This is a genomic window from Geobacter sp. FeAm09, from assembly GCF_008330225.1.
Classification (GTDB): Bacteria; Desulfobacterota; Desulfuromonadia; order Geobacterales; family Pseudopelobacteraceae; genus Oryzomonas.
Genome location: NZ_CP042466.1, coordinates 2,465,139 through 2,488,350 on the forward strand (window position 1 = coordinate 2,465,139; position 23,212 = coordinate 2,488,350).

The following is a 23,212-nucleotide window of genomic DNA, read 5'->3' on the forward strand; positions in this document are numbered from 1 at the left end:
CCCGTCTTTTCAGGCGGGGTTTTCTATTTTCAGGGTTATGAACGGTTCGAGTGTAATTTGCCTGAGTGTTGTTATTAGCGAATAGAGGTCCTTGGCAATCCATTTATAGAGCTTCCATGGCTTTCTAAACGTCTGTAACAGCCCAAATAAGCGCAATAAGTCGTCCCGGTCTACCACCAAGGCGATCTTTTTCATGTTTTGGACCGCTGCGCATAACAGACACTGCTCAAAGACCTTGCCGATCCCACGTAGTCGCGCATAACGATGACCGTGCAGTTGTTTGGAATCGGCAAAGCTCCGCTCGACCGTTTCCTTTCGTCTGCGATAGATCTCTTTACCCTGTTCCGTGTAGCGATGCTCATTGATCCGGTCTTTATGGTCCTGCCAGATGTGCCGGGTAACTATCTTGGTGAAGTTGGCAGATTTGGTACATTGGGGCTGAAGAGGGCAGGACTTGCATTGGGATGAATCTGAAGCGTAATGACGATAGCCTATGCGATCGGTGGTTCGGTAACGAAGAAGGTGGCCTTGAGGGCAGCTATAGACGTCGGTTGCCGCATCGTAGCGGTAGTCGCTCTTACGCAGATAGCCTTTGATATGGGTGGGGCGGCGATAGGCAATGGCGCCGTAGATATCCCTCTCTTCAAGCCCTTTGCAGATGCCGGCGGTGAAGTAGCCGGCATCGAGACCTACCGCCTCCACATCGAAGCCGAAGCGTTCCCGCTGACGGTCGAGGCGAGCAAGATAGGGAATGCTGTCATGGACGTTGCCAGGGGTGACAAAGGTATCGGTGATGATGCTGTGACGACTGTCAACCGTGCGGTGGTCTAGATAGAAGAACCCTTCCGGTTTGCCTTCACGCACCATATAGCCGCTATCGGGATCGGTGGTGCTTACCTTGGTTGCCTTGACTTCCGGGGCAATCTCTTTGGCTTTTAGCGGTTTCTTACCGTGGGCTTCTCGGTCCTGGTCAATGTCCTCTTCCAGTCGTGCCATATAGTCGCGAGTCGATTTCTGAACATCGAGGACTTCGAACTTGTGCTTGTTGGCATTGGCCTTGAGGTGAGTTGAATCGCTGTAAAGAACACTGCCATCCACCATCTTGCGATTGGCAGCCTGGACCACGATCTCGTCAAAGATGTCCTGATAGATCGTGCTCTCGGAAAAACGCCGGCGGCGGTTCTGGCTGATAGTTGAAGCATCGGGCACCTTGTTGGTCAGGCCAAAGCCCAGAAACCAGCGATAGGCCACGTTGACCTGAATGTCCCGGACTAACTGCCGCTCACTGCGAATGCCGAACAGGTAGCCGATAAAGAGCATCTTGAACAGGACTACTGGATCAATTGCCGGACGACCGTTGTCGGCGCAGTAGAGGCTCTTTACTCGCTCACGGATAAACCCGAAGTCGATAGCCTTGTCAATTTTGCGCAGCAGATGATCAGAAGGAACCAGTTCCTCAATACTCACAAACTCCATGGAAATCTGACGGGTGTCGTTCTCGATAAGCATGCAAGCATTATAAAAAAAGTCCCCGCCAGAGGCGAGGACTTTGTCAGCAGTCTGAGCCCGCTCCACGCGGGCTTTTTTTATTTGCGCCGACCCATTTTCCACCGTCTCCTGATCCGCCGCGGCTCTATCGGCAGTTCGACGGTCGATCGGCGGTAGCCGCAATCGTTGGGAAGCCAGTGGAGGCTTGGGACCAGTTCCGGCGTCAGCTTCACACAGCTCGGATTGATTTCGAAGCGTCGTTCAAAAATCTTGCAGCGCCGGCTTGTCACATCCAGATAACGGCAAGGGGTCTGGGTATAGAGGATGGTGCCGCGCTCGTCCTCCAGCTTTTCGAAACAGCAGAGGCCGCACTGTTTGCAGAGCTTGTCCCACTGGTCATCATTGTTGATGGCATCAATCATGGCGCGAAGGGTAAATCAGGCACCGGGAAGGTGTCAACCCCTAATCATCCGGGCCGGGCCGACCCGCCGCGAAGGATGGTTCGCTCAGAAGCCTGTGAAGCTGCTCATGTGCGGATGGCAGCGCTTGCAGTCATTCATGGGAAAGGCAACCCGCATATGGCAGACACCGCAGTAGTTGCCGAAAATATTGCTGTCCATGGAGAAATCAACCGTGCCCCGTTTCTTGATATTGAAGATGTCGGGGTGGCAACTGGAGCAGTCGAGCTCGCTGAAATGGTCTTCATGGGAGAAGGTCACGTCGCTTCGGGGAGCCGTGGTGCCAAGCTTCATGGGCAGACGCAGTTTTTCCGGAAGCGGCATGGAGGGGGCGGTTGAAGCAAGGGAGTTCTTCGGACTGACCCTGCCGTTCTTGAGCGCCCCTGCCCAATCTATGCCGTTCCCGAAGCCTGCCATGGGCAGCGCGGCGGCAAAGGACTCGAAGGATGCCTCCAAGGCCTGGGTATCCTTCATGTGGCAGCGGGCGCATTGGGAAGACTCGCCGTCCTGCACCCCGAACGCCGTTATGCCGTCATGGCAGACGCCACAGTATTTCCCCGCGGTATACTGGGCGCGGGTGATGCCCGTATCCCCCGCGTGCATGCTGAACCCCAGATCCAGGTGGCACACGCGGCACGTGTAACGGGCCCGGTGGCTCCAGTGGGCGAACACGACCGGCGCCATCCCGGCCTTTTTGGTCCTGCGGTGCATGACGAGGGTGCCGTACTTCCAGAAGGGGCCGTTGGGCGGGATGGTTTTGATCACAGCGCCCAACTCGCTCCGGTCCATCGCCAGGCCGCTCTCCAGATGCGTCAGCAGCAGCACGGCGGCAAAAAACAGCGTTGCGCTCATCCAAGTCTTCACTCGCACCTCGTCTCGTCGGGGGCGCCGGTTCCCTGCCGGCTCATTTCTGCTGCTTCTCGTTGCTTTTGGCCTCAAGGATGTAGACATAGAGATTTTTGCACATCTGGAGCCGTTTCAAATATACCCTGCGGACGGTTTCCTCCTGTTGCCCGATGACCTTCTGCAACCGCTCGCATCGTTCGATCAGGGCCTGCAGTTCGTTTGCGGAGAGGGTCATAACGTCAGTGGTCCGTGCGCAGGCATCTTCGAACTCCGCTCGCCACACCTCGTCGCAATACGCCTTCGACAGACCGGCGGACAGGACAAGACATACCGCCAGAACCGTGCATGTCAGTGTTGTTGTTCGCATCGCCGTATCTCCGTTATCCCTTAAGCGCCCGCCTATACCGGTTTGGTATGGCAGCGCAGGCAGTCGGTCTGGGGGAATGCTACCTTGTCGTGGCAGACGCCGCAATATTTGCCGTCGAAAAGTTCAACCATGGAGTATTTCGAGGTCCCCTTTTTGATGCCGACGAAGATCTCGGGATGGCACAGTTCGCAGCCATTCCAGACCGTATGCTTTTTGTGGGAAAAGATGATGTCGGGCATCCCTTCGACCTTTGCCTTGAGCGAAAAGTCCTGCTGAACCTTGAGCTTCTGCTTCATGATGGAAACGCCTTCGAGTTGGTCGAGCGGCTTGATCAGCCCTTCTTCCTCGGCCTTTTCCCAGTTTATCCCGTTGCCGAAGCGCTCCTTCGGCATGGCATCCGCAAACCGGTAGAACTGCTCTTCCTTGGCCGTATCCCGCTCCAGGGCGTGGCACTTCACGCAACGCTTGAACTCCTCCCTGCCGTACTCCCTGGCGCAGGCTTCAAAGACCTTTTTCTTATTCACGCTCATCCTGCCATTGTGGCAGGTGCCGCAATAGTACCCCTTCATGTTGTCCATGGCGCGCACCTTGGTCGCGCCGGCGGTCATCCCGAAGCCGATATCCACATGGCAGAGCCTGCAGGTAAAATACTGGCGATGCACCCAATGGTCGAACACCACCGGAGGCAGGCCCGCCTGCTGGGAGTAGTTGTTGATGGTCACGCCGCCGAATTCGTAGGGGGGAAGCTTTCTTTTTTTCGTCCCGCTTGCCCAGGCTATGCCTGCGCCCACGAACAGAACCAGTACAACGAAGAGTGCCCTTCTCATGGTTACCTCCTCAGACGGTGAAATCAATCGGGGCGCCATACCCCGGCCCGGCGTACGGGAGCGCGTCCAGAAACGGGGAAAACCATTGCCGCGCAAAGACGTTCCGCAGGGGCAACGACATTACCCCAAAAAAGCGACACAACTACAGCCACTTATCTTCCAAGTTTTCGGTTCTGTCAATACTAATCCTGCTGTCGCTCCGGCGCGATGACCCCCATGAGCTTGCGGCCGAGTTCCGTGACCTTGTAAGGCTTCTGAATGAAGCCGGCCAACCCCTTGCCGAGAAACTTCTGGGTCACCTCCTGCTCGTTGTAGCCGCTGGACATCAACACCCGCACCTCCGGCTTGATACGGCGCAGTTCCCGGAACGTCTGCTCCCCGTCCAGGTGCGGCATGGTGAGGTCCAGGATCACGCACACGATATCGTCCCTGTTCCGGCGAAAGATCTCCAGCGATTCGCGCCCGTCCGCCGCGGTCAGGACGCGATAGCCGAGAAACTGGAGCATATCCTTGCCCAGGGCGCGGATCGTCTCCTCGTCGTCCACCAGAAGGACGGTTCCGCTTCCCTTCAGGGCTTCGCCCTCATGGAGCAGCACGGCGGCGCCGGATTCGGACGAGGATGAGGCGGGCAGCAGGATCTTGAACGTTGTCCCCTTCCCTTTCTCGCTATAGGTCTTGATGGCCCCGTGATGTCCCCTGATGATGCCGAGAACCGCCGCCATGCCGAGGCCGCGCCCCGTGAACTTGGTGGTGAAGAACGGGTCGAAGATCTTGGAGATGGTTTCCTTGTCCATGCCGCAGCCGGTATCGGCTATCTCCAGATAGATGTACAGCCCCTCCGGCAGGCGGTCGTCGATCCACATCTCGGAGAGATAGCCACGGTCGCAGTCCACGGCTCCCGTCGAGATGGCGATTACGCCGCTACGTTCGCCGATCGCCTCGGAGGCGTTGATGACCAGATTCATGATGACCTGGCGCAGTTGGGTGGCGTCAACGTCGATGTCCGGCAGGTTGTGGGCGAGGTTGTAGCGCAGCACCGCCTTTTTGGAGATGGAGACCTCCAGCATGTGGGTCATCTCTTCGATCACGGCGTTGACGTTCAGCGATTCGATGACGAAGTGCCCTTTTCCCGAGTATGCCAGCATCTGGCGGGCCAGATCGGCGGCCCGCCGGGCCGCTTTTTCTATCTGGTCGATGTTCTCGCAGGCGGGCGATGTGGGTGAGAGGCGCATCTTCGCCAGGTCGGCGTTGCCGAGCACGGCCATCAGGATGTTGTTGAAATCATGGGCGATCCCTCCGGCAAGAACCCCCAGGCTCTCCAGTTTCTGCACATGGAGCATCTGGGCTTCCATACGCCAGTGCTGCTCCTCCAGGCGTTTTTTCCCGGTGATATCGACGGACACGATCATGAGGTGGGGTTTCCCCTCCACATCGAAGCGTGACAGGGAGCTGTCGAGGGCCACCTGTTTTCCGAACATCGTGGTGATTTCAACCTCCAGGAGTCTGGCCGCACCGTCGCGCAGCACCGCTTCGGCGACAACGGTAAGCCCGGCCGCCTGCCATGACTCGATTTCCCTGAAATTCTGAGCCCGGGCATCCTCGACGCTGCCGCCGATCATATCGACGATGGTCTGGTTCGCCAAAACGCAGGTGCCGGTTTCGCCATCGTACACGGTGATGCCCACCGGCGCGTTCTCCAACATGGTCTCGATGAAAACAAGCGAACGCCGGCCCGACTCCTCGATCCTTTTCTGCACGGAGATATCGAAGAAGATGGTGGCAAAGCCGTCGTCTCCCCACGGGATGATCGAAATGGCGAAATGCTTGTCCATTGCCGCGAAGTAGGTTTCAAAACTGAGCGGCCGGCCGGATTGCCGCACCGACAGGTATTCATCCAGATAGGGAGGCTCACTGGTTCCGTAGACCTCCGAAGCGGGCTTGCCGACCACCCCGTCCCCGGAGATGCCGAGCACCCTCTGATAGGCGGGGTTGACCTGCACAATCCGGTAATCTGCCGTCTCTGACGCCCCATTCCTGATAAAGCGGTGGAGCGCCACCCCCTCGGTCATGTTGTCGAAAAGGCTCCTGAAGCGCTGCTCGCTTTCCTGGAGCGTGCTCTCCACGAGCTTCAGGTGGGTGATATTGGCATAGTACAGCCGGACGGTGTCGAATTCAGGGGCATAGCAGGCGGTCACGCCCCAGATGAGGTCGTTGTGCCGGACTTCCCGGTAGAGAGAAGCCTTTGCGTTCCCCTCCGAGACGGAGAACAGACTGCCGCTATCCAACGGAAGAGCGGTTTGCGGGTCGGATTGGCCGGAAAGGGCAAGCATCTCCTGCGCGGCAGGATTGGCATAGATGAGCTGCCCGGCACGGCTGATTTCCATAACCGGATTCGGATTCAACCCGGGGAAGGAGGAGAGGTGCAGGACTTCCGCTTCGGTCGTCTGGAGTTGCCGGTTCATCTCCACAATCTTCAGGACATAGCGGTAAAAGAGCTTATAGAGCAGCAATGCGGTGATGGTGACGAACAGGAACCCCTTGTACATGGAGATGCGCGTCATCAGGGCGGTGCTGGAAAACAGCGCCTCCACCACGCTGTCGGAAAAGAGAATCCACAGGCAGCCGAAGATGAAATAGATCCCCACGATCCGAATCGTGGCTCCTCGCGGGTTGGTATCTGGCACTGGTTTCCCTCTCTGTGCGGCGTCGGTCATGTCACGGCTGAAATCAGTTCTATCCTAAATTCCGCTCCACCGTCAACAGTGCATGCCGTAAGCTTTCCACCCATGTTCTGTTCGATAATGACCTTGGACATGCACAGGCCGATGCCGGTCCCTTTCCCCGGTTCCTTGGTGGTAAAGTAGGGATCGAAGATCTTCGGCAGGATGCTGTCCGGGATGCCGCCGCCATTGTCGCGGACCGTCACCACGGAATGGCCGTTGTCGCCGAACACCCGGATACGGATGCGCGGGTCGTCCCCCCCGTGGGCGAGCAGCGCATCCTTGGCGTTATTGATGATATTGAGCAGCACCTGGGAATATTCGTTGTCATACCCCTCCGCGCTGACCTCTCCCTCCTGCTCCAGGTCGATGGCGATGCCGCTGTTTCTCAGGCTCGCCCCCACCAGTTCAAGGGACGTGGCAACGACCTGGTTGAGGCTGAAGACCGCCTTGTCCTTGCCGGGGCGGAAAAAATTGCGAAAATCGTCGATGGTGCGCGACATATAGAGGATGGCGTCCATCGCCTCCCGGACCTCGAACTCCAGGCTTTCCCGGTCGAGATGCCCGCTCTCGTAGGAAAGCTGGATATTTTGAACGATGCCGCCGACGACATTGAGCGGTTGCCGCCACTGGTGGGCGATATTGCTGATCATTTCCCCCATGGCTGCCTGACGGTTTTGCTGGACGAGCATCTGGTCCTTGCGGCGCAGTTCGGCAACGGCCTCGGCAACACGCCGTTCCAGAGAACGGTTCACCTCTTCCAGTTGATCGTCCCGCAGTTCGATATGCTCCAGCATGGCATTGAAACCGGACATGAGTTCGCCCAACTCGTCGTCCGTTTGCCGGACCACCCGGATGCTGTAATCCTTTTCGCGCGATACCCGCTTCATCGTATCCGAGAGAAACAGCACCGGATCGGAGATCAACCGCTGCAGGCGCGACGAAAGCCAATAGATGAGCAGGAACGAGCCGGCCAGGATTACCAGGGTGGAGACAAGCGTCCAGCGGAGGTGGCTGATGAAAACGCTCATATCCGAGAGCAAGACCACGGTGCCGACCTGCTGCCCGTCCCAAACGACCGGTTTCGTGATGCCGAAATAGCCGGGCAGCCCGGGCAGGCTGTCGGCTTCCGAGCGGATTTTCTGCAAGACGGCAGGGGAGAGGTGCGGGGGCGCGGGGGCGGCCGGCATTTCAAGGGGAAACTTTCCGGCCCCCTTGGCCACCGACAGGTAGCGGGCGAACAGGCGATCGGCGCCATCCAGCACATAGGCGGCGCGGATGGTACTTTTGGCAGAAAGGGCGACGAGCGTCTCCCGGGCCGCCTTCGAGTCGCTGAACATCAGGGCCGCGGCGCAGTTCTTGCCGATGATCTCGGCAAGCGAAGCCAGATCCTCCTTCTCGGCGGCACGGATGCCGTGCGCCTCCCGGATGACGAATGCCAGGGACGAGGCCACCAGACCAATACCGCAGATCAGCATGATGAGGAGCGTCATCTTGTGCCTGATGGAGAGGTTTTGTATGGCGGAGAGCAGGCGCTGTTTCATTGTTCCTCTTCCCTGACGATGGTTGCCAGCTTCAGAACCTGCGAACTGATCATAAGCCCGGACCTCTGGACCGCTTCCGGATTGATCTCGAACCGTACCCTGCCTTCCTGGACGATAAACCCGACCATGCCGCCGGCCTTCGCAAACCGGCGCATATCGCCCATCGTGAGCACGCCGTGCTGTTGGGCCCGTTCGACAGCCGTCCGCATCTGGCGGCGCTGGGAGTCATTGATCACCAGGGCCTGGCACCCGCCGATCTCCCCGGCCCGGAAGATCTGCCTGACGGTTATGGGATGCCCCTTGATGCTTTTCCCCTTGAGGCTTTCAACGGCCTGACCGAACGGCCCTATGCCCAGGACACAGATGGCGAGCGGCGCCCCCTCGCCCCCGAGGGCCCCGGAGGGCCACTCCACGAACTTGGTCATGGTGAACACCATGGCCGCCTTGATCCGGTACTCGTCCGAAGGCTCCGGCAATGCGTGGGCGGTGGCGGCGAACAGGAGGTACGAACCGGCCAGGGCAAGCGCGCCGACGACAGCGCCCCAACCACCGCCCCGGCGATCACACCGAAACGGCGTACACCGGCCTCCCTTGCGGGGCGGAGATGCCTGCTGCGGACAAGAGGGCATCAAAACATCCATGTGACCTTGCCATACATGCTGCGGCCGACGACCGCAGGCTTGGTGTTCAAAATCTGCTGCTGGAACTCCACCTGTCGGTCGTGGAGCAGATTCTGGCCGACAAGCGACAACTCGACGCCTTTCACCGGCTTCCACGCCAAACGGACGTCCAGGGTCACATAGCTGCCAACCGCCAGATTCGGAAGCTGATCGGCATAACGCAGCCAGAGGTCAAGCTCCACGTCGCGGGGCAGGTCCAGGGAGGAACGGACCGAGAGCTGGTGGCGGGGGCTCTCCCCCTTGGGGTCCCAGGGGATGGCATCGGGGGCCGCGTGCTCTTCCACAAACTGAAGGAACGTGTAGGCGGTACGCAGGCGCCACCAGGGGAGCGGTTGGGCGTCCGCCGCCAATTCGAAACCGCAGGTTTGGGCACTCCCGGAGTTGTTGAGATAACCGGGGATAGCCACGTGGGGCGGGTCCGGGGAGGTCTCGAAAAACGGCTGCCCCTGGCTGAGGACATCGAGCCGGTGATAAACGTTGTAAAATGCTGCCGCATCAAAGGAGTACCCCTCTGCGAACTCGGCCCGGTATCCCAGCTCATAGGCCATGAGTTCGTCCGCCGCGAGGCGGTTGGAACCGTTGAACTTGAAAAATACCGGAGGCGCCTGCTGCGAGGCCGGCGTGGAGGCGTACAGGGTAAACCCGGCCTCCCCGCGGGACGGGGTTCTGACCGCCCGGGAAACGGCCACCCAGACGGAGTTCCGCCTGGTGGGGGTCCACAGCAGGCGGGCAGTGGGCTGGACCTCAAAACCGGTGTAGTCGTTATGCTCGAACTTGGAACCGAGGACGAGGTGGAGCCTGTCGGCTACCAGCGTGATGTCGTCCTGCACAAAGGCGCTGTAGAGGCGGTTGTCCTGGCTGTCGGGGGTGATGGACACATAGGAGGAGTTGGCTATGGTATCATGGGTGAAGCGATAGCCGAGCCCCCAGGTGATTTCATGATCGCTCCCCAGGGGAAAACGGTTCTGATAATCCAGGTCCAGGGTGTCGCGCTTTTCGCCGATGACGTTGAGATCCTGCTCCGACCTGTCGTAGTAGAGCTGCAGGGACATGTCGGAACGCTCCGAAAAGGAGCGCTTCCACCGTGCGAGGATACTGCCGCCGGAGACCGGGGTCACGGTATTGCGCGTGCCGGAGTCCGGCAGCATGTTGATGTAGGTTTCACCCAACCTGCCGTCATAGACGTCCCCCTGCACCGTCAGGGTGTCCTGGCCGGAAGGGCTCGAGTCGAGCCGGAAGCCCCCCCGGACCATGTGCCAGCTATCGGCGCCGTCGGTGCCGTTACTGTCCTTGAAATGGTCCCGTTCCAGGTATTTGGCGTACAGCCGCAGATCGCTGTGGCTGCCGAGCGCAACCCCGTAGCGGACGCTGCCGAAAGCGCGCTCCCCGGTCCCTCCACCTGCGGCTATCAGCCCTCCCGGGGTCTCATCCGCTGGTTTGGTGATGATGTTGATGACCCCGTTCACCGCGTTGGCGCCCCACAGGGCTGCTCCGGGCCCCCGTATGACCTCGATGCGGTCGATATCCTCCAGCACCGTATCCTGGCGATCCCAGAACACCCCGGAAAACAAGGGGGTATAGACGACCCGGCCATCGAACAGGACCAGCATCTCACCGGCAAACCGGCTGTTGAATCCCCGGGACGAGATGGCCCATTTGTTCGAATCGATCCGGGCGACGTCCAACCCCGGGACCATGCGGAGCGCATCCGCGATGCTGGTCACCCCCGAACGCCTGATGTCCTCCTGGGTGATGACGAAAACGGCCGCAGCCGAGTCGGCCACCCGCTGTTCCTTCCTGGCGGCCGAGGAGACCTTGAGTTCCATCAGCGCTTCCAGGCTCATGTCGGTCAGTTCGCCCGGAGCGTTCTGGCCTTGGCCGCCCGGTCCGCCCCCCCAGCACGTTGCAACGGCAATGAGGAGGACCACAGGGACAAGGACCACGCGTCCCATGGCCCTACCGGCATGCGAAACAGCGGCAGTCACAGGGGGCCACACCATAGTCTCATATCTCCCGGTAGAAATATTCAGTCGGTATTGCAGCACCATACAGCATTGTTAATCACTTTTAAATACCTCGTTGCAATTAAAATGCATAGTGTAAACGAATCGTCCCATACGGCAGCTTCCGGCGCCGACTCCGAACCGGCCAGGCCCCCGTTATACCCCTGTCCTCATGTGCGCTACTGGACCTGCGGGAACCGTTCTGATACACTTCAACAAAGAGCCGGAGTCCACGTTCCGGCCGATCTGACAATCCAATCGGGGAGAATCTCCGTGTGTCTGGCTGTCTTTGCCCTGGATCACCACCCACGCTACCGTCTCATCCTGGCGGCAAACCGGGACGAGTTTCATGACCGCCCCACCCTGGCCGCGGCATTCTGGGAAGACGCGCCCCACATCCTGGCTGGGCGCGACCTGCTCTGCGGGGGCACGTGGCTCGGCATCACCGCCGACGGCCGCCTGGCCGCGGTCACCAATTTCCGGGACCCGGCCCGCGACCCGGAGACGCCCCGGCTCTCACGGGGCACCTTGACCGCCGGCTTTCTGACGGAGCCGATCCCCCCCGGACCTACCTGGAAGGGGTGTTGGCAAAACGGGGCGACTACAACGGCTTCAACCTGATCGTAGCCGACCGGGAAGAACTCTGGTACGGTTCCAACCGGAGCGATACCGCCCCCCTGCGCGTTGCGCCCGGTATTCACGGTTTGAGCAATCACCTCCTCGATACCCCCTGGCCCAAGGTAACGACCGCGAAAGAAGGTCTGGGACGTCTCATCCGGGATGGCCGGATCACTCCGGAAGCGCTGCTGGAACTCCTCTCCGATGCGACCCCCTTCCCCGATCCCCTTCTCCCCGACACCGGGGTCGGCAGGGAACGGGAACGCATGCTGTCGCCGCGTTTCATCGCCGGCGACGGCTACGGCACCCGCAGCTCCACCGTCATCCTCGTGGAGCGGGAAGGCGGCATCCATTTTCTTGAGCGCAGCTATGCCGCCGACCGCAGGGTTCTGCAAACCGTGGAGGTCAGCCTTCCCGGCCGGACCGCGACGTAGCGTCTCCAACGCACTGCCCAGGGGGCCGGAAAACAAAAGAGGCGCATCGAACGAACGATGCGCCTCTTTTGTACGTCACATCCCGGCCCTTTGCCGGTCACGGCTCCCGGCAGACCCGGAAACCGATGTTGTCGTAGGCGTTGCCGGTGGCCGCGGAGCCTCTGCTCGTGACGGACAGGGCATCCTTCTGGCTGCGCCATGACCCGCCGCGCACCGTGTGGCCTGTTCCGGCGCCCGGCCCCTTGGGGTTCATTCTGGGGCTGGCGGCATAGTAGTCCTCGGCAAAGTAATCCTGCACCCATTCCGCCACGTTGCCGGACATGTCCTTGAGGCCGAAGCCGTTGGGAGCATATTTTCCCACCGGTGCGGTGCTCCAGTAACCGTCGTTCTGGGACGGGTCGTTCCATTCATAGATGCATTTCTTATCGCAGAAATTCGCGAAGCGGTAGAGGTCGGCATCCGTGCCGGTGCCGGCATATTTTTCCTGCTTGCCTCCGCTCCGCGCTGCGAGCTCCCATTCCGCCTCGGTGGGAAGCCGGTACTTTTTGCCGCTGCTCTGGGAAAGCCACGTTGTGAAGGCCTGGGCATCATTCCAGGAAACGCAGACCACCGGGTCCTTCTTGCTCTGATAGAAGTCGGGATTTTTCCAGGTGGCTGCCGGATTCAGGGTTTCCTTGCCGGCGGTGATGGTGTAGCACCCGCCGTTCTTCTCCGCATCGGTCACATAATTGCTGCTCTCCACAAACTGCTGGAACAGCTCACGGGTGATCTCAAGCTTGGAAATGCTGAAGGCGCTGAGGCATACCTCATGGGGGACAAGGGCTTTGCCGGAGGGATCACCCATCGTGTAGCAGGCGTCGGGGATGGAGACAAGTTGCATGTTGAAGGCAGTATCCGTAACCTCCGTAGGGACGACAACGGCGGGAGCAGGCATGGCCTTGACCGCCGGCTCGCCCGCCGCCTTGGCCGTTTGCTGGGAAGGCGCGGGAGTTTCTGCCGGGGCGACCGGAGGGACGGCCTTTTTCTGCGCGGCTTTCTCTTCGGCCGGCTTTTTCAGGGGGACCTCCTGGGCCACCTTGGCCTTGCCCTGGGACTTCCCGGCAGCGGATTTGGGCGCTGCCGGCGCCGACACCGGCTTGAGTTGTCCCTTGGCGCCGCCGAAGGGGATGGTGACGCCCAGGGTGTACTCGAAGGCACTGGCATTGGCCACGACGTGCCGCACATCCGCACGCAGCGCCAACCGATCGTACAGGAAGTATTTCACCCCGCCGCCATAGTCCATGAAGCCCATCAGCTTTCTGGAGACAAGGGTCGAGGGGCCGGACAGATTGTACCCCCCGAGTCCGGCGGCCACGAACGGCACGAGCTTCTTGTCCGGCATGAAATGGTACAAACCTTCGACGCCATATTTGAAAATGGCGACATTCTTGTCCGTCTTCAGCCTGGATGAGGTGATGGAGTAATCCAGCCCGGCTTCCACGCCGATGCGGTCCGTGAGATTGTAGCCGCCCCTGAGGGAATACATGGGGGCGGTGTCGAGATGCTGGCCCCCATCGTAGGTATAGCCGCCGATCATGGGTGAAACCGAGAACTGCCCCTCTGATACGGCCCCGAACGCCGCGCCGGAGAATGCCAGCACCAGGGATACGGCCGCACATGCACACACGCTTTTCAAAAGACACCTCCCCTTCCGTCACACTATCATTTCAATGCGAGTTCTCTATTCGTGATTTTGTCCGCAATGATGCAAATATAGCCACAAACGCACAAAAAAACAAAACAAAAAGAGACTCTATTCCGGCATGTTCGGATAGAGCCATGCGCCCAAAGACAGGAGACACAAGGGACGCAGATGAAATGTGGATTAAAATGTCACGGCTGCCGGGGCTCTTCTCGTATGGTTTTGCCTGCGGAAACGGCCTGGATGGCGGCAGGCGTTTGTGTTTTGCGTGAAGATATGAGAAAAGAAGTTTCGTTTTGTGTTGATTGCCATACCGGTTTTGTAGTTGAATGATCATTTCCGCCTGCCCGTCTGCGGCGGGAGGAAAGGAGAGGCGCCGAGGGCCCCGCCATGCAGCCAGACATAACCGCACACCAGAAGATCTACTCCGTTGTATCGCTCATCCCCGCGGGGTGCGTGGCAACCTATGGGCAGGTTGCCTGCCTGGCGGGCATGCCCGGCCATGCGCGGCTCGTGGGCTATGCCCTGAGCGCCCTCCACGACCGGGTTCCCGTCCCGTGGCACCGGGTCGTGAACGCCAGGGGGCTGATCAGCCCGCGTTCCGGCGGCAACCCGGCGGATATGGTGCAACGGCTTCGCCTTGAAAGCGAAGGGGTGAGCTTTGACGGGCGCGGCCGCATCCCGCTGGCCAAGTTTCAATGGCACCCTCGCCCCGGGGACCGAGAAGACGAGGGGCTGCCCGGAGACTCCCCCAGCCCGGTGCAGGGGCGCACATCCCCCGACAGAGGACGAGGAACGGCACGGTGACGGTGATGACGAAAACAATGCCCCCCGCCGGCCAGCCACTGGTGCAGGCGGAGGGGGTCGGCCTGGTACGGTCCGACGAGCGGGGACGGCAAGCCGTCATTCTGAGCGATGTGTCGTTCTCGGCCGTCACCGGGCGGATCACCGCCATCGTGGGGCCTTCCGGAGGGGGGAAAAGCTCCCTGATCCGGCTGATCAACCGTCTCGACGACCCGACAACGGGACGCATCCAGTTGGGTGGCGAGGATATAGCCGGCCTGGACCCGCTGCTGCTGCGACGAAAAGTCGCCATGGTACTGCAGCGGCCGTTCATGTTTCCCGGCACCCTGCTCCACAACCTGCAACGCCCCCTGGTCTATCGGAAAGAGCCCCTGCCGGGCGCCGACAGCCCGGAGGTCAGGCGCACCCTGGAACTGGCCCGCCTGGCTCCCGACCTGCTGGAGCGGGATGCCCGGAGCCTCTCCATCGGCCAGCAACAGCGGGCCAGTCTGGCCCGGGCCGTGATCACCTCTCCCCCGGTCCTGCTGCTGGACGAACCGACCAGCGCCCTGGACCGGCCCACCGGCGACCAGTTGGCCGCGGCCCTCCAGGATATCTGCCGGCGCCAGGGAATGGCGGTCATCCTGGTGACCCACGACCTGCGCTTGGCCGACAAAGTTGCCGACGATCTGATCTATCTGGAAGCGGGACGGATCAGGGAGGCCGGCCCGGCGGCGCGGCTTCTGGCGGCGCCTGCAAGCGCCGAATTCATACGGTTCCTGGCAGAGCCGGCGAAGGAGGGGGCACATGGATAACCGCGGACTCGTAAACCTGGAGCTTTCCAACCTCCTGCTGGCATTCGCCCTGATCCTGCTGGCCATGGCCCTGTCCCGCCTCCAACGGCTGGGGCAGGAGCGGAAGATCGGCTGGGCCGCCCTGCGGATGGTCGTACAGCTTCTGGCCGTCGGCTACCTCCTGCATCTGGTGTTCTCCGTCAAGACCCCGCTGCTGGTGGCGGCCATCCTGGTCGTCATGGCCGGTTTCTCACTGCAGGTTGCCGGCGCCCAGGCCAAGCGCAAGATGCCCGGGTTCCACCGGGTGATGGGGAGTTCGATCCTGGCCGGGTGCGGGGGGGTAACCTTTTTCTTCTGCGCCCTGGTGGTGGGGTACACGCCCTGGTACGAACCCCGTTACCTGATCCCCCTGTTCGGCATGATCCTCGGCAACTCCATGCAGGGGGCCAGCCTGGCGGCCGAACGTCTGGATGCCGAGATCGGGGAGCGACGCGAGGAGATCGAGACGGCGCTCTGCCTGGGGGCCACTCCCCGCCAGGCGGTTGAAACGGCCCTGAGGAACGCCTTCTCGGCCGCCCTGATCCCGACCCTCAACACCATGGCGGCCATGGGGATCGTCTCCCTGCCCGGCATGATGACCGGCCAAATCCTGTCCGGCACGGAACCGGCGGTTGCGGTCCGCTACCAGATCGCCATCATGTGCGCCGTATCCGGCGGGGTTGCGGCCACCGCCTTCCTGCTCCTGATGCAGGGGTACCGACGCTATTTCACCCCGGCGCAGCAGTTGCGCCGCTAGCCTCCGGTGCGATGAGGCCGGGGGGAGTATGAGCCGGACGAGCAAGACGCGAGGATTGGTCGCAGCAAAAGATTCGGTAACCACATTACGACAGGAGTACCTACGTCCCCATGAAGATCATCGACACCATGACACCGGGCAAGCCGTTCCTCTCCCTGGAATTTTTCCCCCCGAAAGAGCGTTCGGAATGGCCCGCCTTCTTCCGCACCGTTGACCGTCTGAATGAGGTAAACCCACTCTTCTGCTCGGTAACCTACGGCGCAGGGGGGAGCACCCACGGGGACAGTCTGGAGATCGTCAGCCGGATCAAGCAGGAACATGGCATGGAAACCATGGCCCATCTGACCTGCATTGGGGCCCATGAGGGCGATGTGCGCTCGTTTCTGGACCAGTTGGCCCGGGCGGGTGCGGACAATGTCCTGGCCCTGCGCGGCGACCTTCCCCAGGACAGCACGCCCGAATCATCGCCCCACCGCCCCCTGCTACACGCCTCGGACCTGGTGGCCCTCATCCGCGATTCCCACCCCCATGTGGGCCTGGGGGTGGCCGCCTATCCGGAAGTTCACCCCGAGGCTGCGAGCACCGCTGCGGACCTGGCCTACCTCAGGCTCAAGCTGGACCGTGGCGCCGACTTTGCCGTCACCCAGCTCTTTTTCGACAACCGCATCTACTTCGATTTTATCCGCAACGCCCGCGAGCACGGCATCACCAAGCCGATCATTCCCGGCATCCTGCCGGTAGTCAGCCTGAAAGTGATCAAGCGCATCGTGTCGTTGTGCGGCACCGTTATGCCGCCGGAATTCCTGGCGCAGTTGGAAGAGGCGGACCGCCGTGGAGGCGCGGCGGAGGTGCAGAAGCTGGGGGTCGCCCATGCCCGCAGACAGGCGGAGGATTTGCTGGCCAACGGCGCGCCGGGCGTACACCTGTACACCCTCAACAGGGCGGACGCCGTGCTGGAAGTAACCGACGGACTGCGGCTCCGTTGAAGCCGGGGGGGCGCACGGCGGGGACTAGGCAACTATCCTGAACTCGGCGCCGCCGGCCACGTTGCAGGCCGAGATGCTTCCCCCCATGCTGTTCTCGATGATCACCTTGGACAGGTACAAGCCGATGCCGGTGCCCTTATGGGGTTCCTTGGTGGTGAAATACGGGTCGAAGATCCTGGGGATGATCGCTTCGTCGATGCCGCCGCCGTTGTCGCGTACGGTAACCACGCACCGGTCGTTTTCCCGGAAGATCCGTATGGCAATGCACGGCGCCTCCACCTTCCGCTCCAGCAAGACGTCCCGGGCGTTACTGACGATGTTCAGCACGGCGCGGGCATACTCGTTCCTATACCCCACAAGCGTCACACCCGTCTCAGCCTGCATATCCACGCGGATACGGGCATGCTGGAGTGCGGCGTCCAAAAGCCCCAGGGTCTGGGCAACCGCCTTATCCACATGGAATCCCCGTTTAACCGTATCCTTGAGGAAAAAGGTGCGCAACTCGTCGATCTTGAGCGACATGCGCTCGATCGTGGTCATCGCGCTGGCCACATCTTCCTGAAACTGTGCCGGGGACAAGGTGCCGGACTGGTAGCCGAGATTGAGGTTCTGGACGATGAGCCCGATACTGTTGAGCGGCTGACGCCATTGATGGGCGATGTTGGTGATCATTTCGCCCATGGCGGCAAAGCGGTTCTGCCGGATGAGCACCTCGTCCTTCCTGCGCAGTTCGGCAACCGCGGCGGCAATGCGCTCCTCCTGGTTCCTGTTCGCCAGTTCCAGCTGCGCTCGCTGCTGCCGCAACTCCTCCTGCACCTGATTGTAGCGCAGGAAGAGCGGCTTGATGAGCAGGATCCCGCAGGTCATCATGATGGAGATGACGAGCCCCAGCATCTCCACGGTCACGTCCCACCGCGAATACCCGGCAAGGATATGGACAAACATGACCAGACGGCGAATCCCCATGACGATCAGCCCGCCCGCGACGAGCATCCAGGCGGCCTTTTCTCCGCTGACCCGTATCAGCCGGAGCGCCAGAAACGCCGCCAGAAACTGGAATCCCACCGAGAGAGTCATGATAATAACCATCATGGCACGGTCCCTCCGCGTAAAGACGAACGATGGTCTGCCATAATGAACTGTAGATTGTATATACCCAATGTCAATTGCCCTACGGAATATCGTGACCGCTGCCCTGCACTTCCCCCATTGACAGCCAACGGCAGGAATGGCTACTGTTACGGTATGATCCACAATTTCGTCAGGAGGAAGGTCCCGTGACCGAATTGAACGATATGCAGCAAAGCCTCGACGCAGCGGAGTCGAAAAACCGGCTCAACAATTGGGTGGCGGTGAGCGTGGCCCTGGTCTCAGTCTTCATGGGCATCACCAAGGTCAAAGACGACAACATCGTCCAGGCCATGCTCCAGGCCAAATCAAATGCCGTGGACACCTGGAACGAGTACCAGTCGAAGAAGATCAAGCATCATGTGGCCGAGTTGGGTCTGGGCCAGACCATCGCGCTTCAGGCCGTGGCTGCGGGGAAGGGAAACGTGGTCTTGCTGGCGCAGCAGCGGCACTACCAGGAGTCGATTGCACGCTACCAGGCCGAGGAAGATGCTCTGATGAAAAAGTCGAAGGCGTTCGAGAAGGAGTACGACGACCTGAACTTCAAGGACGACCAGTTCGACCTGTCCGACGCGGCCCTCTCCATCTCCCTGGCCATGCTGGCCATTACCGCCCTGACCGGGAAACGCAGGCTGCTCTTTCTGTCGCTGCTCTTTGCCGGCTTCGGATTCGCCATGGGATTGGCCGGGCTCCTGGGACTTTCCCTCCATCCTGACGCGCTGACGCGGCTGCTCTCCTGAGGGGGAACGGAAACCGGCACACCGTTGCTTCCGGATACGGGGCTACTGAAAAATAATGGCTGATTCCCCTTCGGTGTACACCTGGAGGGATATTTTATCCCGTTGTACGATCACATCACCGAACTTCAGCCCCTTTATGTCGCCCCTCAGAAACACGCGATCCATCAGCGGCACCCGGGCAAGCGCCTTTCCGGCCACCTGGCGGGACTGTTCAACCTGCCGGTTCAGATTCATGTTGAGCTTGTCCTGAATCACGCTTCTGATGGCGCCGTGCAGGAACCAATCGGCCGACTGGAGCAGCAGGCTTCTGGTCTGCATGTCAAAGTCCACATCCTCCACGGAAAAGATGCCGGTCTTTGGGTCGTAGACCGGTTTGGCGGTCAGATAGAAGACCCCCTCCAGCGCCCCCTGGGTCTCCAGCCTGATGACGAGCCTGTCGCCATTGCCGTACAGGTCGAACCCCCTGACGACGATGCGTTCGCCGTCGGAATCGAACGGCTTGTTCAACAGCAGGGGTGCGGCGATGACACGCAACTCCTTGTAGAAGATATCGGCATTGAGGGCGATGCGGAATGTCCTGTCGAACGTAGTGACCAGTTTGAGGCTGGGCAGGGGGGGCAGCGCTTGTGCCGCCGGTTCGGGGCCCACCACCAGTTCGGCACACGTGCTGATGCCGACGCTCAGCTTGACCCTGTTGTCCCGGGCGGACAGCGGGCACATGACAACCTCGTGGGGGGTCAGCTTCAGCCAGACGCTCCGGTTTTTATCAAGCGGCACCGGCTGTCTGGCGCTGTTCCAGACCTTGGCGACCTGCGCCTTCAAGGGGATCAGCTCGTTGATCTTCCGGGTGACCAGATCGGAAAGGACCCTCTGCAGGGGTTGGGTAATCCCCTCCACGATGCTGCGCGGTTTGAGCGACAGGGGGCCGATGCCGACCTCCTCGGCCAGGAGATCGCTCAATCCCTGGTAAGATATCTCCGCATGGAGGCGCCAGTCGGGGGTGATGCCGGCAGTGGCCTTGAACCTCAGGGTCAGGGGCACGGCCGGGGTTTCGAACATGCCGTAGCTGAGAGACATGGCGACCGGCAGGGTGACGTACAGGTAGTTGTCGGCGGCCGTGACGGCGATCGGGCCGTTGCGCACCACATCCGCGGTCAGCCCGCTGGTCCTGGTGGCCCCCCGGTACAACTCCTTGGGGACCGTCCGGTTCAGAACCGCGGCGAGTTCGGTCGTGGTTGCCTCTATCGGCAGGTTGAGCGTGGAAACCTCCTTGCTCAGTACGCTGCGAAAGGCCTCAGCCCGCGGTGGTCCGGCCGTCAGCGTCGTGACGCCGGCGCAGGAGCTCAGCATTAGCGCAAACAGTAACGATACGATCGATGATGCAGCCCATTTTCTTGAAGCCATTCTGTAAATCGTGCCTCTCCTAAGCTGTGACATGAAGCAGCGCCTGGCCGGGAATTCCCGCGGTCCGGCCAGAAGAAGCCCCGAACGTCCGCCCCCCCAGGCCATGCTTTTCCCCTCCCTACAGCATGAAATCCGTGGAAAGGAAGTGGGATTTCCGTCCCTTGACGATGTCGGAGATGATCTCCCGATTGGCCTCGGACTCCCGCGCCGCAACCACGATCCTGATGGAAAATATGCGCAGGGCGTCGGCCACGGACTGGGTCCCCTCGGCGGAGTTCTTTCGGCCGTTGAAGGGGAAACAGTCGGGGCTCCGCTGGCATTGGCTGTTGATGTTGATGCGGCAGACCTGATTGACCAGGGCGTCCACCAGGTGGGCCAGCAGGTCGCTGTCCCGCCCGAAGATACTGGCCTGCTGGCCGTAATTCGAGGCCACCACGTAGTCGATCGGCTCCCGGATATCGTCGTAGGGCACGACCGGGATGACCGGGCCGAACTGTTCCTCGTCGTAGACCCGCATGGCAGGGCCCACCGGGTAGAGCAGCGCGGGGTAGAAGAACGAAGCGCCGGTGGTGCCGCCATCCCGGTTCACCACCCGTGCGCCGCGGCTCTCGGCGTCCTGCACCAGATTCGCCAGGTAGCCCGGCTTTTCCGGCTCCGGAAGCGGTGTGATCGTCACCCCTTCATCCCATGGCATGCCGCATTTCAGGGCGCCAATCCCCGCGGACATACGTTCCACAAAGGCATCGGCAAGGGAGCGGTGCACAAACATGATCTTCAGCGCGGTACAGCGCTGACCGTTGTAGGTGAGGCTTCCCCGCAGACATTCGGCCACCGCCAGGTCCAGATCGGCATCCGGCAGGACGATGGCCGGGTTCTTGGCGTCCAGGCCGAGCACGCAGCGCAGCCGATGGGGCCGGGGGTGGATCGCGCGGAGCGCGTCGGCGACCCGGTGGGTGCCGATGAAGCCGAGCACATCCACCTTGCCCGATGCCAGCAGGGGGGGCACGACCACCTCGCCGTCGCCGTAGACCGTGTTGACGACCCCCGGCGGAAACGAATCGCGAAAGGCCTCCAGCAGCGGTTGGAAGAGCAGGATGCCGAAGCGGGGCGGCTTGAGCAGGATGGTGTTTCCCATGATCAAGGCGGGGATAAGGGTGGTAAAGGTCTCGTAGAGCGGGAAATTGTACGGCCCCATGCAGAGCACGACCCCCAGGGGAGCGCGGCGGATCTGGCCGATGATCCCCTGCTGGATGATGAAGCGGGACGATACCCGGTCCAATTCCTTCAGCGCCTCGATGGTGTCGCGGATATAGGCGGCGGCCCGCTCGAACTCCCGCTGCGCCTCCTGCAGGGACTTGCCGATCTCCCACATGAGGAGTCTGACGATCTCCTCCTGTTTTCCCAGCATGGCATTGCTGAAACGCTGCACGCACTGGATGCGCTCCCCCACCGACATGGTCGGCCAGGTTCCCCGCCCGGTGGCATAGGCCCCCACCGCCACCTGAAGCGTCTCCAGGGCCGCCGCCTCGCTGAGCAGGGGCGACTCCCCCACCCGTTTCGGAACGGGAACCCCATTCACGGCGACGTGGACCGGCGAAAGGACCTCCTGCAGGGGGCCGTCCCAACGGCGCAGCTCGCCGTCGATCAGGTAGTAGTCCTGCCGGATCGGCGTCTCGATGCGGTATGGTTCGGGGATGTGCTCTTCCGTGGGAAATAACGATTCAATGGTCTGTTTCATCGTACTGGTTTCCTGATCATGTCGGCTGCCTCTGTATCGTGTCATCGGATAAAAAAAGCCGGGGGTCGCCACCCCCGGCCTCTGTCTTTCCACCGGCTTCCGTGCAGCCCCCGAATTTAACTACTATCTATATAGACTTTTATCCTCAACAACCATTGCTGTCAAGGAAAAGATCCAGGCGTCAAGGCTGAATCGGCTCCCCCAGGTCCAGCAAGGCATGGAGCATCCCGACCCGGACCATCGGCACCCCCTGCTGCGCCGCATAACGCAGGGGAATCCGGTAGATCGCCTCCAGTTCCAGGGGCCGCCCCTCAAGCCGGTCAACCATCATGCTGGGCCGGTAGTCGCTGGTATGTTGGACCGTACTTGCCAGCATCTCATCCCGGTACTCCGGGGAAATCGGTTCGGAGAGCCCCTGGGCGTTGCCCCCGGCGATGACCTCGTCCATGATTTCCGCGACCAGGGACCGGGTGGCGGGATTGGCCAGCAGTTTGCCCGGGGTCTGGCCGGTCAGGGCGCACAGGCCGTTGAAGGGGATATTCCACACCAGTTTCTCCCAGCGGATCTTCCGGAGGTCGGCTACCGCCTCGCAGGTAACGCCGGCGGCGCTGAAGGTGGCGGCCAACTGTTCGCTGCGCGGCGAACGGCCGCCGCGAAACTCCCCAAGCCGGATGGAGCCGAGTGCCATGTGGTTCACCACCCCCGGTTCGCCGCGGGTAACGCCGATCATGGCGACCCCGCCCAGTACCCGCTCACCGCCAAAGGCATCCGCCAGCAACTCCTCGTTGCCGAGGCCGTTCTGGACGGTGAACAGCGCGGTGGCGCTGCCCACGAGCGGGCGCACCATCTCCACCAGATGCCGGTTGGCAAAGGCCTTGAGCGCAATCAGGACCAGATCGACGGTCCCCATGTCGCGGGGATCGCGGAATCCCCGGATCTCTTCAAGATGAAAATCGCCGCGGGGGGACGTGACGGTCAGGCCGGATCTGGTGATGGCGTCGTAATCCCGCCGCAGTAAAAAGCGCACCTCGTGACCGGCGCGCTGCAAGAGGCTCCCGTAATAGAGGCCGACCGCACCGGCCCCGACAACCGCAATGTTCATGGTCCTTTTTTTCCCTTTGGCTGTTCTGGTTGTGTTGTGACGGTTCTTCTGCACTGTTAGTGCTTGGCACAAGGC

General features: G+C 61.1%; 20 protein-coding genes and 1 pseudogene. 7 read left to right on the forward strand and 14 right to left on the reverse strand.

Annotation, left to right across the window (positions count from 1 at the left end):
- Positions 1 to 9: 9 nt before the first annotated feature.
- The 9 genes from FO488_RS11475 to FO488_RS11515 all read right to left on the reverse strand — a co-directional run bounded on the left by FO488_RS11475 (position 10) and on the right by FO488_RS11515 (position 10,882).
- The gene (locus FO488_RS11475) at positions 10 to 1,509 is read right to left on the reverse strand and encodes an IS1182 family transposase (RefSeq protein WP_240732271.1); all 1,500 of its coding nucleotides are present in this window, start codon (positions 1,507 to 1,509) and stop codon (positions 10 to 12) included.
- Positions 1,510 to 1,586: 77 nt separating this feature from the next.
- Positions 1,587 to 1,910 carry a YkgJ family cysteine cluster protein gene (locus tag FO488_RS11480; protein ID WP_149210682.1) on the reverse strand — a complete coding sequence of 108 codons (324 nt, stop codon included), beginning with the start codon at positions 1,908 to 1,910 and terminating at the stop codon, positions 1,587 to 1,589.
- 84 nt (positions 1,911 to 1,994) lie between these two features.
- Positions 1,995 to 2,810 carry a c(7)-type cytochrome triheme domain-containing protein gene (locus FO488_RS11485; RefSeq protein ID WP_240731882.1) on the reverse strand — a complete coding sequence of 272 codons (816 nt, stop codon included), beginning with the start codon at positions 2,808 to 2,810 and terminating at the stop codon, positions 1,995 to 1,997.
- Between the two features lie 40 nt (positions 2,811 to 2,850).
- Positions 2,851 to 3,159 carry a hypothetical protein gene (locus tag FO488_RS11490; protein ID WP_149210683.1) on the reverse strand — a complete coding sequence of 103 codons (309 nt, stop codon included), beginning with the start codon at positions 3,157 to 3,159 and terminating at the stop codon, positions 2,851 to 2,853.
- A 32-nt stretch (positions 3,160 to 3,191) separates the two neighbouring features.
- Positions 3,192 to 3,986 (reverse strand): c(7)-type cytochrome triheme domain-containing protein, encoded by a 795-nt coding sequence (locus FO488_RS11495; RefSeq protein ID WP_149210684.1) that lies wholly within the window; start codon positions 3,984 to 3,986, stop codon positions 3,192 to 3,194.
- Positions 3,987 to 4,168: 182 nt separating this feature from the next.
- Positions 4,169 to 6,631, reverse strand: a complete 2,463-nt coding sequence (locus FO488_RS11500) for a response regulator (RefSeq protein WP_205743263.1) — start codon at positions 6,629 to 6,631, stop codon at positions 4,169 to 4,171.
- 65 nt (positions 6,632 to 6,696) lie between these two features.
- Positions 6,697 to 8,250 carry an ATP-binding protein gene (locus FO488_RS11505; protein WP_149210685.1) on the reverse strand — a complete coding sequence of 518 codons (1,554 nt, stop codon included), beginning with the start codon at positions 8,248 to 8,250 and terminating at the stop codon, positions 6,697 to 6,699.
- Positions 8,247 to 8,879 (reverse strand): YfiR family protein, encoded by a 633-nt coding sequence (locus FO488_RS11510; protein WP_168205997.1) that lies wholly within the window; start codon positions 8,877 to 8,879, stop codon positions 8,247 to 8,249. The genes FO488_RS11505 and FO488_RS11510 overlap by 4 nt, the downstream gene beginning before the upstream one ends.
- Complete coding sequence (locus tag FO488_RS11515) at positions 8,879 to 10,882, reverse strand: TonB-dependent siderophore receptor (protein WP_168205998.1); 2,004 nt, start codon at positions 10,880 to 10,882, stop codon at positions 8,879 to 8,881. Before FO488_RS11515 ends, FO488_RS11510 begins: the two co-directional genes overlap by 1 nt.
- Positions 10,883 to 11,020: 138 nt before the next feature.
- Between FO488_RS11515 and FO488_RS11520 the strand changes: the two are divergent.
- Positions 11,021 to 11,985, forward strand: a pseudogene (locus FO488_RS11520) (NRDE family protein).
- Positions 11,986 to 12,082: 97 nt separating this feature from the next.
- Here the strand turns inward: FO488_RS11520 and FO488_RS11525 are convergent.
- Complete coding sequence (locus FO488_RS11525) at positions 12,083 to 13,651, reverse strand: SUMF1/EgtB/PvdO family nonheme iron enzyme (RefSeq protein ID WP_240732272.1); 1,569 nt, start codon at positions 13,649 to 13,651, stop codon at positions 12,083 to 12,085.
- A gap of 186 nt (positions 13,652 to 13,837) precedes the next feature.
- On the opposite strand from FO488_RS11525, the gene FO488_RS19440 reads away from it, so the two are divergent.
- The 5 genes from FO488_RS19440 to FO488_RS11545 all read left to right on the forward strand — a co-directional run bounded on the left by FO488_RS19440 (position 13,838) and on the right by FO488_RS11545 (position 17,025).
- The gene (locus FO488_RS19440) at positions 13,838 to 13,999 is read left to right on the forward strand and encodes a hypothetical protein (protein ID WP_168205999.1); all 162 of its coding nucleotides are present in this window, start codon (positions 13,838 to 13,840) and stop codon (positions 13,997 to 13,999) included.
- Positions 14,000 to 14,056: 57 nt separating this feature from the next.
- Positions 14,057 to 14,473: an MGMT family protein gene (locus tag FO488_RS11530; protein WP_149210689.1), complete on the forward strand. Its 417-nt coding sequence runs from the start codon at positions 14,057 to 14,059 to the stop codon at positions 14,471 to 14,473.
- A gap of 5 nt (positions 14,474 to 14,478) precedes the next feature.
- Complete coding sequence (locus tag FO488_RS11535; protein ID WP_149210690.1) at positions 14,479 to 15,264, forward strand: ATP-binding cassette domain-containing protein; 786 nt, start codon at positions 14,479 to 14,481, stop codon at positions 15,262 to 15,264.
- Positions 15,257 to 16,039 (forward strand): iron export ABC transporter permease subunit FetB, encoded by a 783-nt coding sequence (gene fetB / locus FO488_RS11540; protein WP_149210691.1) that lies wholly within the window; start codon positions 15,257 to 15,259, stop codon positions 16,037 to 16,039. Before FO488_RS11535 ends, fetB begins: the two co-directional genes overlap by 8 nt.
- A 110-nt stretch (positions 16,040 to 16,149) precedes the next feature.
- Positions 16,150 to 17,025, forward strand: a complete 876-nt coding sequence (locus FO488_RS11545; RefSeq protein WP_149210692.1) for a methylenetetrahydrofolate reductase — start codon at positions 16,150 to 16,152, stop codon at positions 17,023 to 17,025.
- 24 nt (positions 17,026 to 17,049) lie between these two features.
- Here the strand turns inward: FO488_RS11545 and FO488_RS11550 are convergent, their stop codons facing one another.
- Entirely contained in the window at positions 17,050 to 18,117 is a 1,068-nt protein-coding gene (locus FO488_RS11550) for a sensor histidine kinase (RefSeq protein WP_149210693.1), read from the reverse strand.
- Between the two features lie 185 nt (positions 18,118 to 18,302).
- Here FO488_RS11550 and FO488_RS11555 point away from each other — a divergent pair, with 185 nt between their 5' ends.
- Positions 18,303 to 18,893, forward strand: coding sequence for a DUF4337 domain-containing protein (locus tag FO488_RS11555; RefSeq protein ID WP_205743264.1), 591 nt, complete (start codon positions 18,303 to 18,305; stop codon positions 18,891 to 18,893).
- A 42-nt stretch (positions 18,894 to 18,935) separates the two neighbouring features.
- Here FO488_RS11555 and FO488_RS11560 read toward each other — a convergent pair whose 3' ends face one another.
- The 3 genes from FO488_RS11560 to FO488_RS11570 form a co-directional block, all read right to left on the reverse strand.
- Positions 18,936 to 20,243: a DUF4403 family protein gene (locus FO488_RS11560; protein WP_240731884.1), complete on the reverse strand. Its 1,308-nt coding sequence runs from the start codon at positions 20,241 to 20,243 to the stop codon at positions 18,936 to 18,938.
- Between the two features lie 172 nt (positions 20,244 to 20,415).
- Positions 20,416 to 22,035, reverse strand: a complete 1,620-nt coding sequence (locus FO488_RS11565) for an NADP-dependent glyceraldehyde-3-phosphate dehydrogenase (RefSeq protein WP_149210695.1) — start codon at positions 22,033 to 22,035, stop codon at positions 20,416 to 20,418.
- Between the two features lie 181 nt (positions 22,036 to 22,216).
- Positions 22,217 to 23,137 (reverse strand): 2-dehydropantoate 2-reductase, encoded by a 921-nt coding sequence (locus FO488_RS11570; RefSeq protein ID WP_149210696.1) that lies wholly within the window; start codon positions 23,135 to 23,137, stop codon positions 22,217 to 22,219.
- Between the last annotated feature and the right edge of the window lie 75 nt (positions 23,138 to 23,212).

Bases quoted from the DNA above. Each gene is read 5' to 3' on its own strand.
- FO488_RS11530 (WP_149210689.1), top strand. From the start codon at position 14,057: ATGCAGCCAGACATAACCGCACACCAGAAGATCTACTCCGTTGTATCG.
- FO488_RS11570 (WP_149210696.1), bottom strand. From the start codon at position 23,137: ATGAACATTGCGGTTGTCGGGGCCGGTGCGGTCGGCCTCTATTACGGG.
- FO488_RS11475 (WP_240732271.1), bottom strand. From the start codon at position 1,509: ATGCTTATCGAGAACGACACCCGTCAGATTTCCATGGAGTTTGTGAGT.
- FO488_RS19440 (WP_168205999.1), top strand. From the start codon at position 13,838: ATGAAATGTGGATTAAAATGTCACGGCTGCCGGGGCTCTTCTCGTATG.
- FO488_RS11515 (WP_168205998.1), bottom strand. From the start codon at position 10,882: ATGGGACGCGTGGTCCTTGTCCCTGTGGTCCTCCTCATTGCCGTTGCA.
- FO488_RS11495 (WP_149210684.1), bottom strand. From the start codon at position 3,986: ATGAGAAGGGCACTCTTCGTTGTACTGGTTCTGTTCGTGGGCGCAGGC.
- FO488_RS11565 (WP_149210695.1), bottom strand. From the start codon at position 22,035: ATGAAACAGACCATTGAATCGTTATTTCCCACGGAAGAGCACATCCCC.
- FO488_RS11545 (WP_149210692.1), top strand. From the start codon at position 16,150: ATGAAGATCATCGACACCATGACACCGGGCAAGCCGTTCCTCTCCCTG.
- FO488_RS11535 (WP_149210690.1), top strand. From the start codon at position 14,479: ATGACGAAAACAATGCCCCCCGCCGGCCAGCCACTGGTGCAGGCGGAG.
- FO488_RS11480 (WP_149210682.1), bottom strand. From the start codon at position 1,910: ATGATTGATGCCATCAACAATGATGACCAGTGGGACAAGCTCTGCAAA.
- FO488_RS11550 (WP_149210693.1), bottom strand. From the start codon at position 18,117: ATGATGGTTATTATCATGACTCTCTCGGTGGGATTCCAGTTTCTGGCG.
- FO488_RS11560 (WP_240731884.1), bottom strand. From the start codon at position 20,243: ATGCTGAGCTCCTGCGCCGGCGTCACGACGCTGACGGCCGGACCACCG.
- fetB (WP_149210691.1), top strand. From the start codon at position 15,257: ATGGATAACCGCGGACTCGTAAACCTGGAGCTTTCCAACCTCCTGCTG.
- FO488_RS11510 (WP_168205997.1), bottom strand. From the start codon at position 8,879: ATGCCCTCTTGTCCGCAGCAGGCATCTCCGCCCCGCAAGGGAGGCCGG.
- FO488_RS11505 (WP_149210685.1), bottom strand. From the start codon at position 8,250: ATGAAACAGCGCCTGCTCTCCGCCATACAAAACCTCTCCATCAGGCAC.
- FO488_RS11490 (WP_149210683.1), bottom strand. From the start codon at position 3,159: ATGCGAACAACAACACTGACATGCACGGTTCTGGCGGTATGTCTTGTC.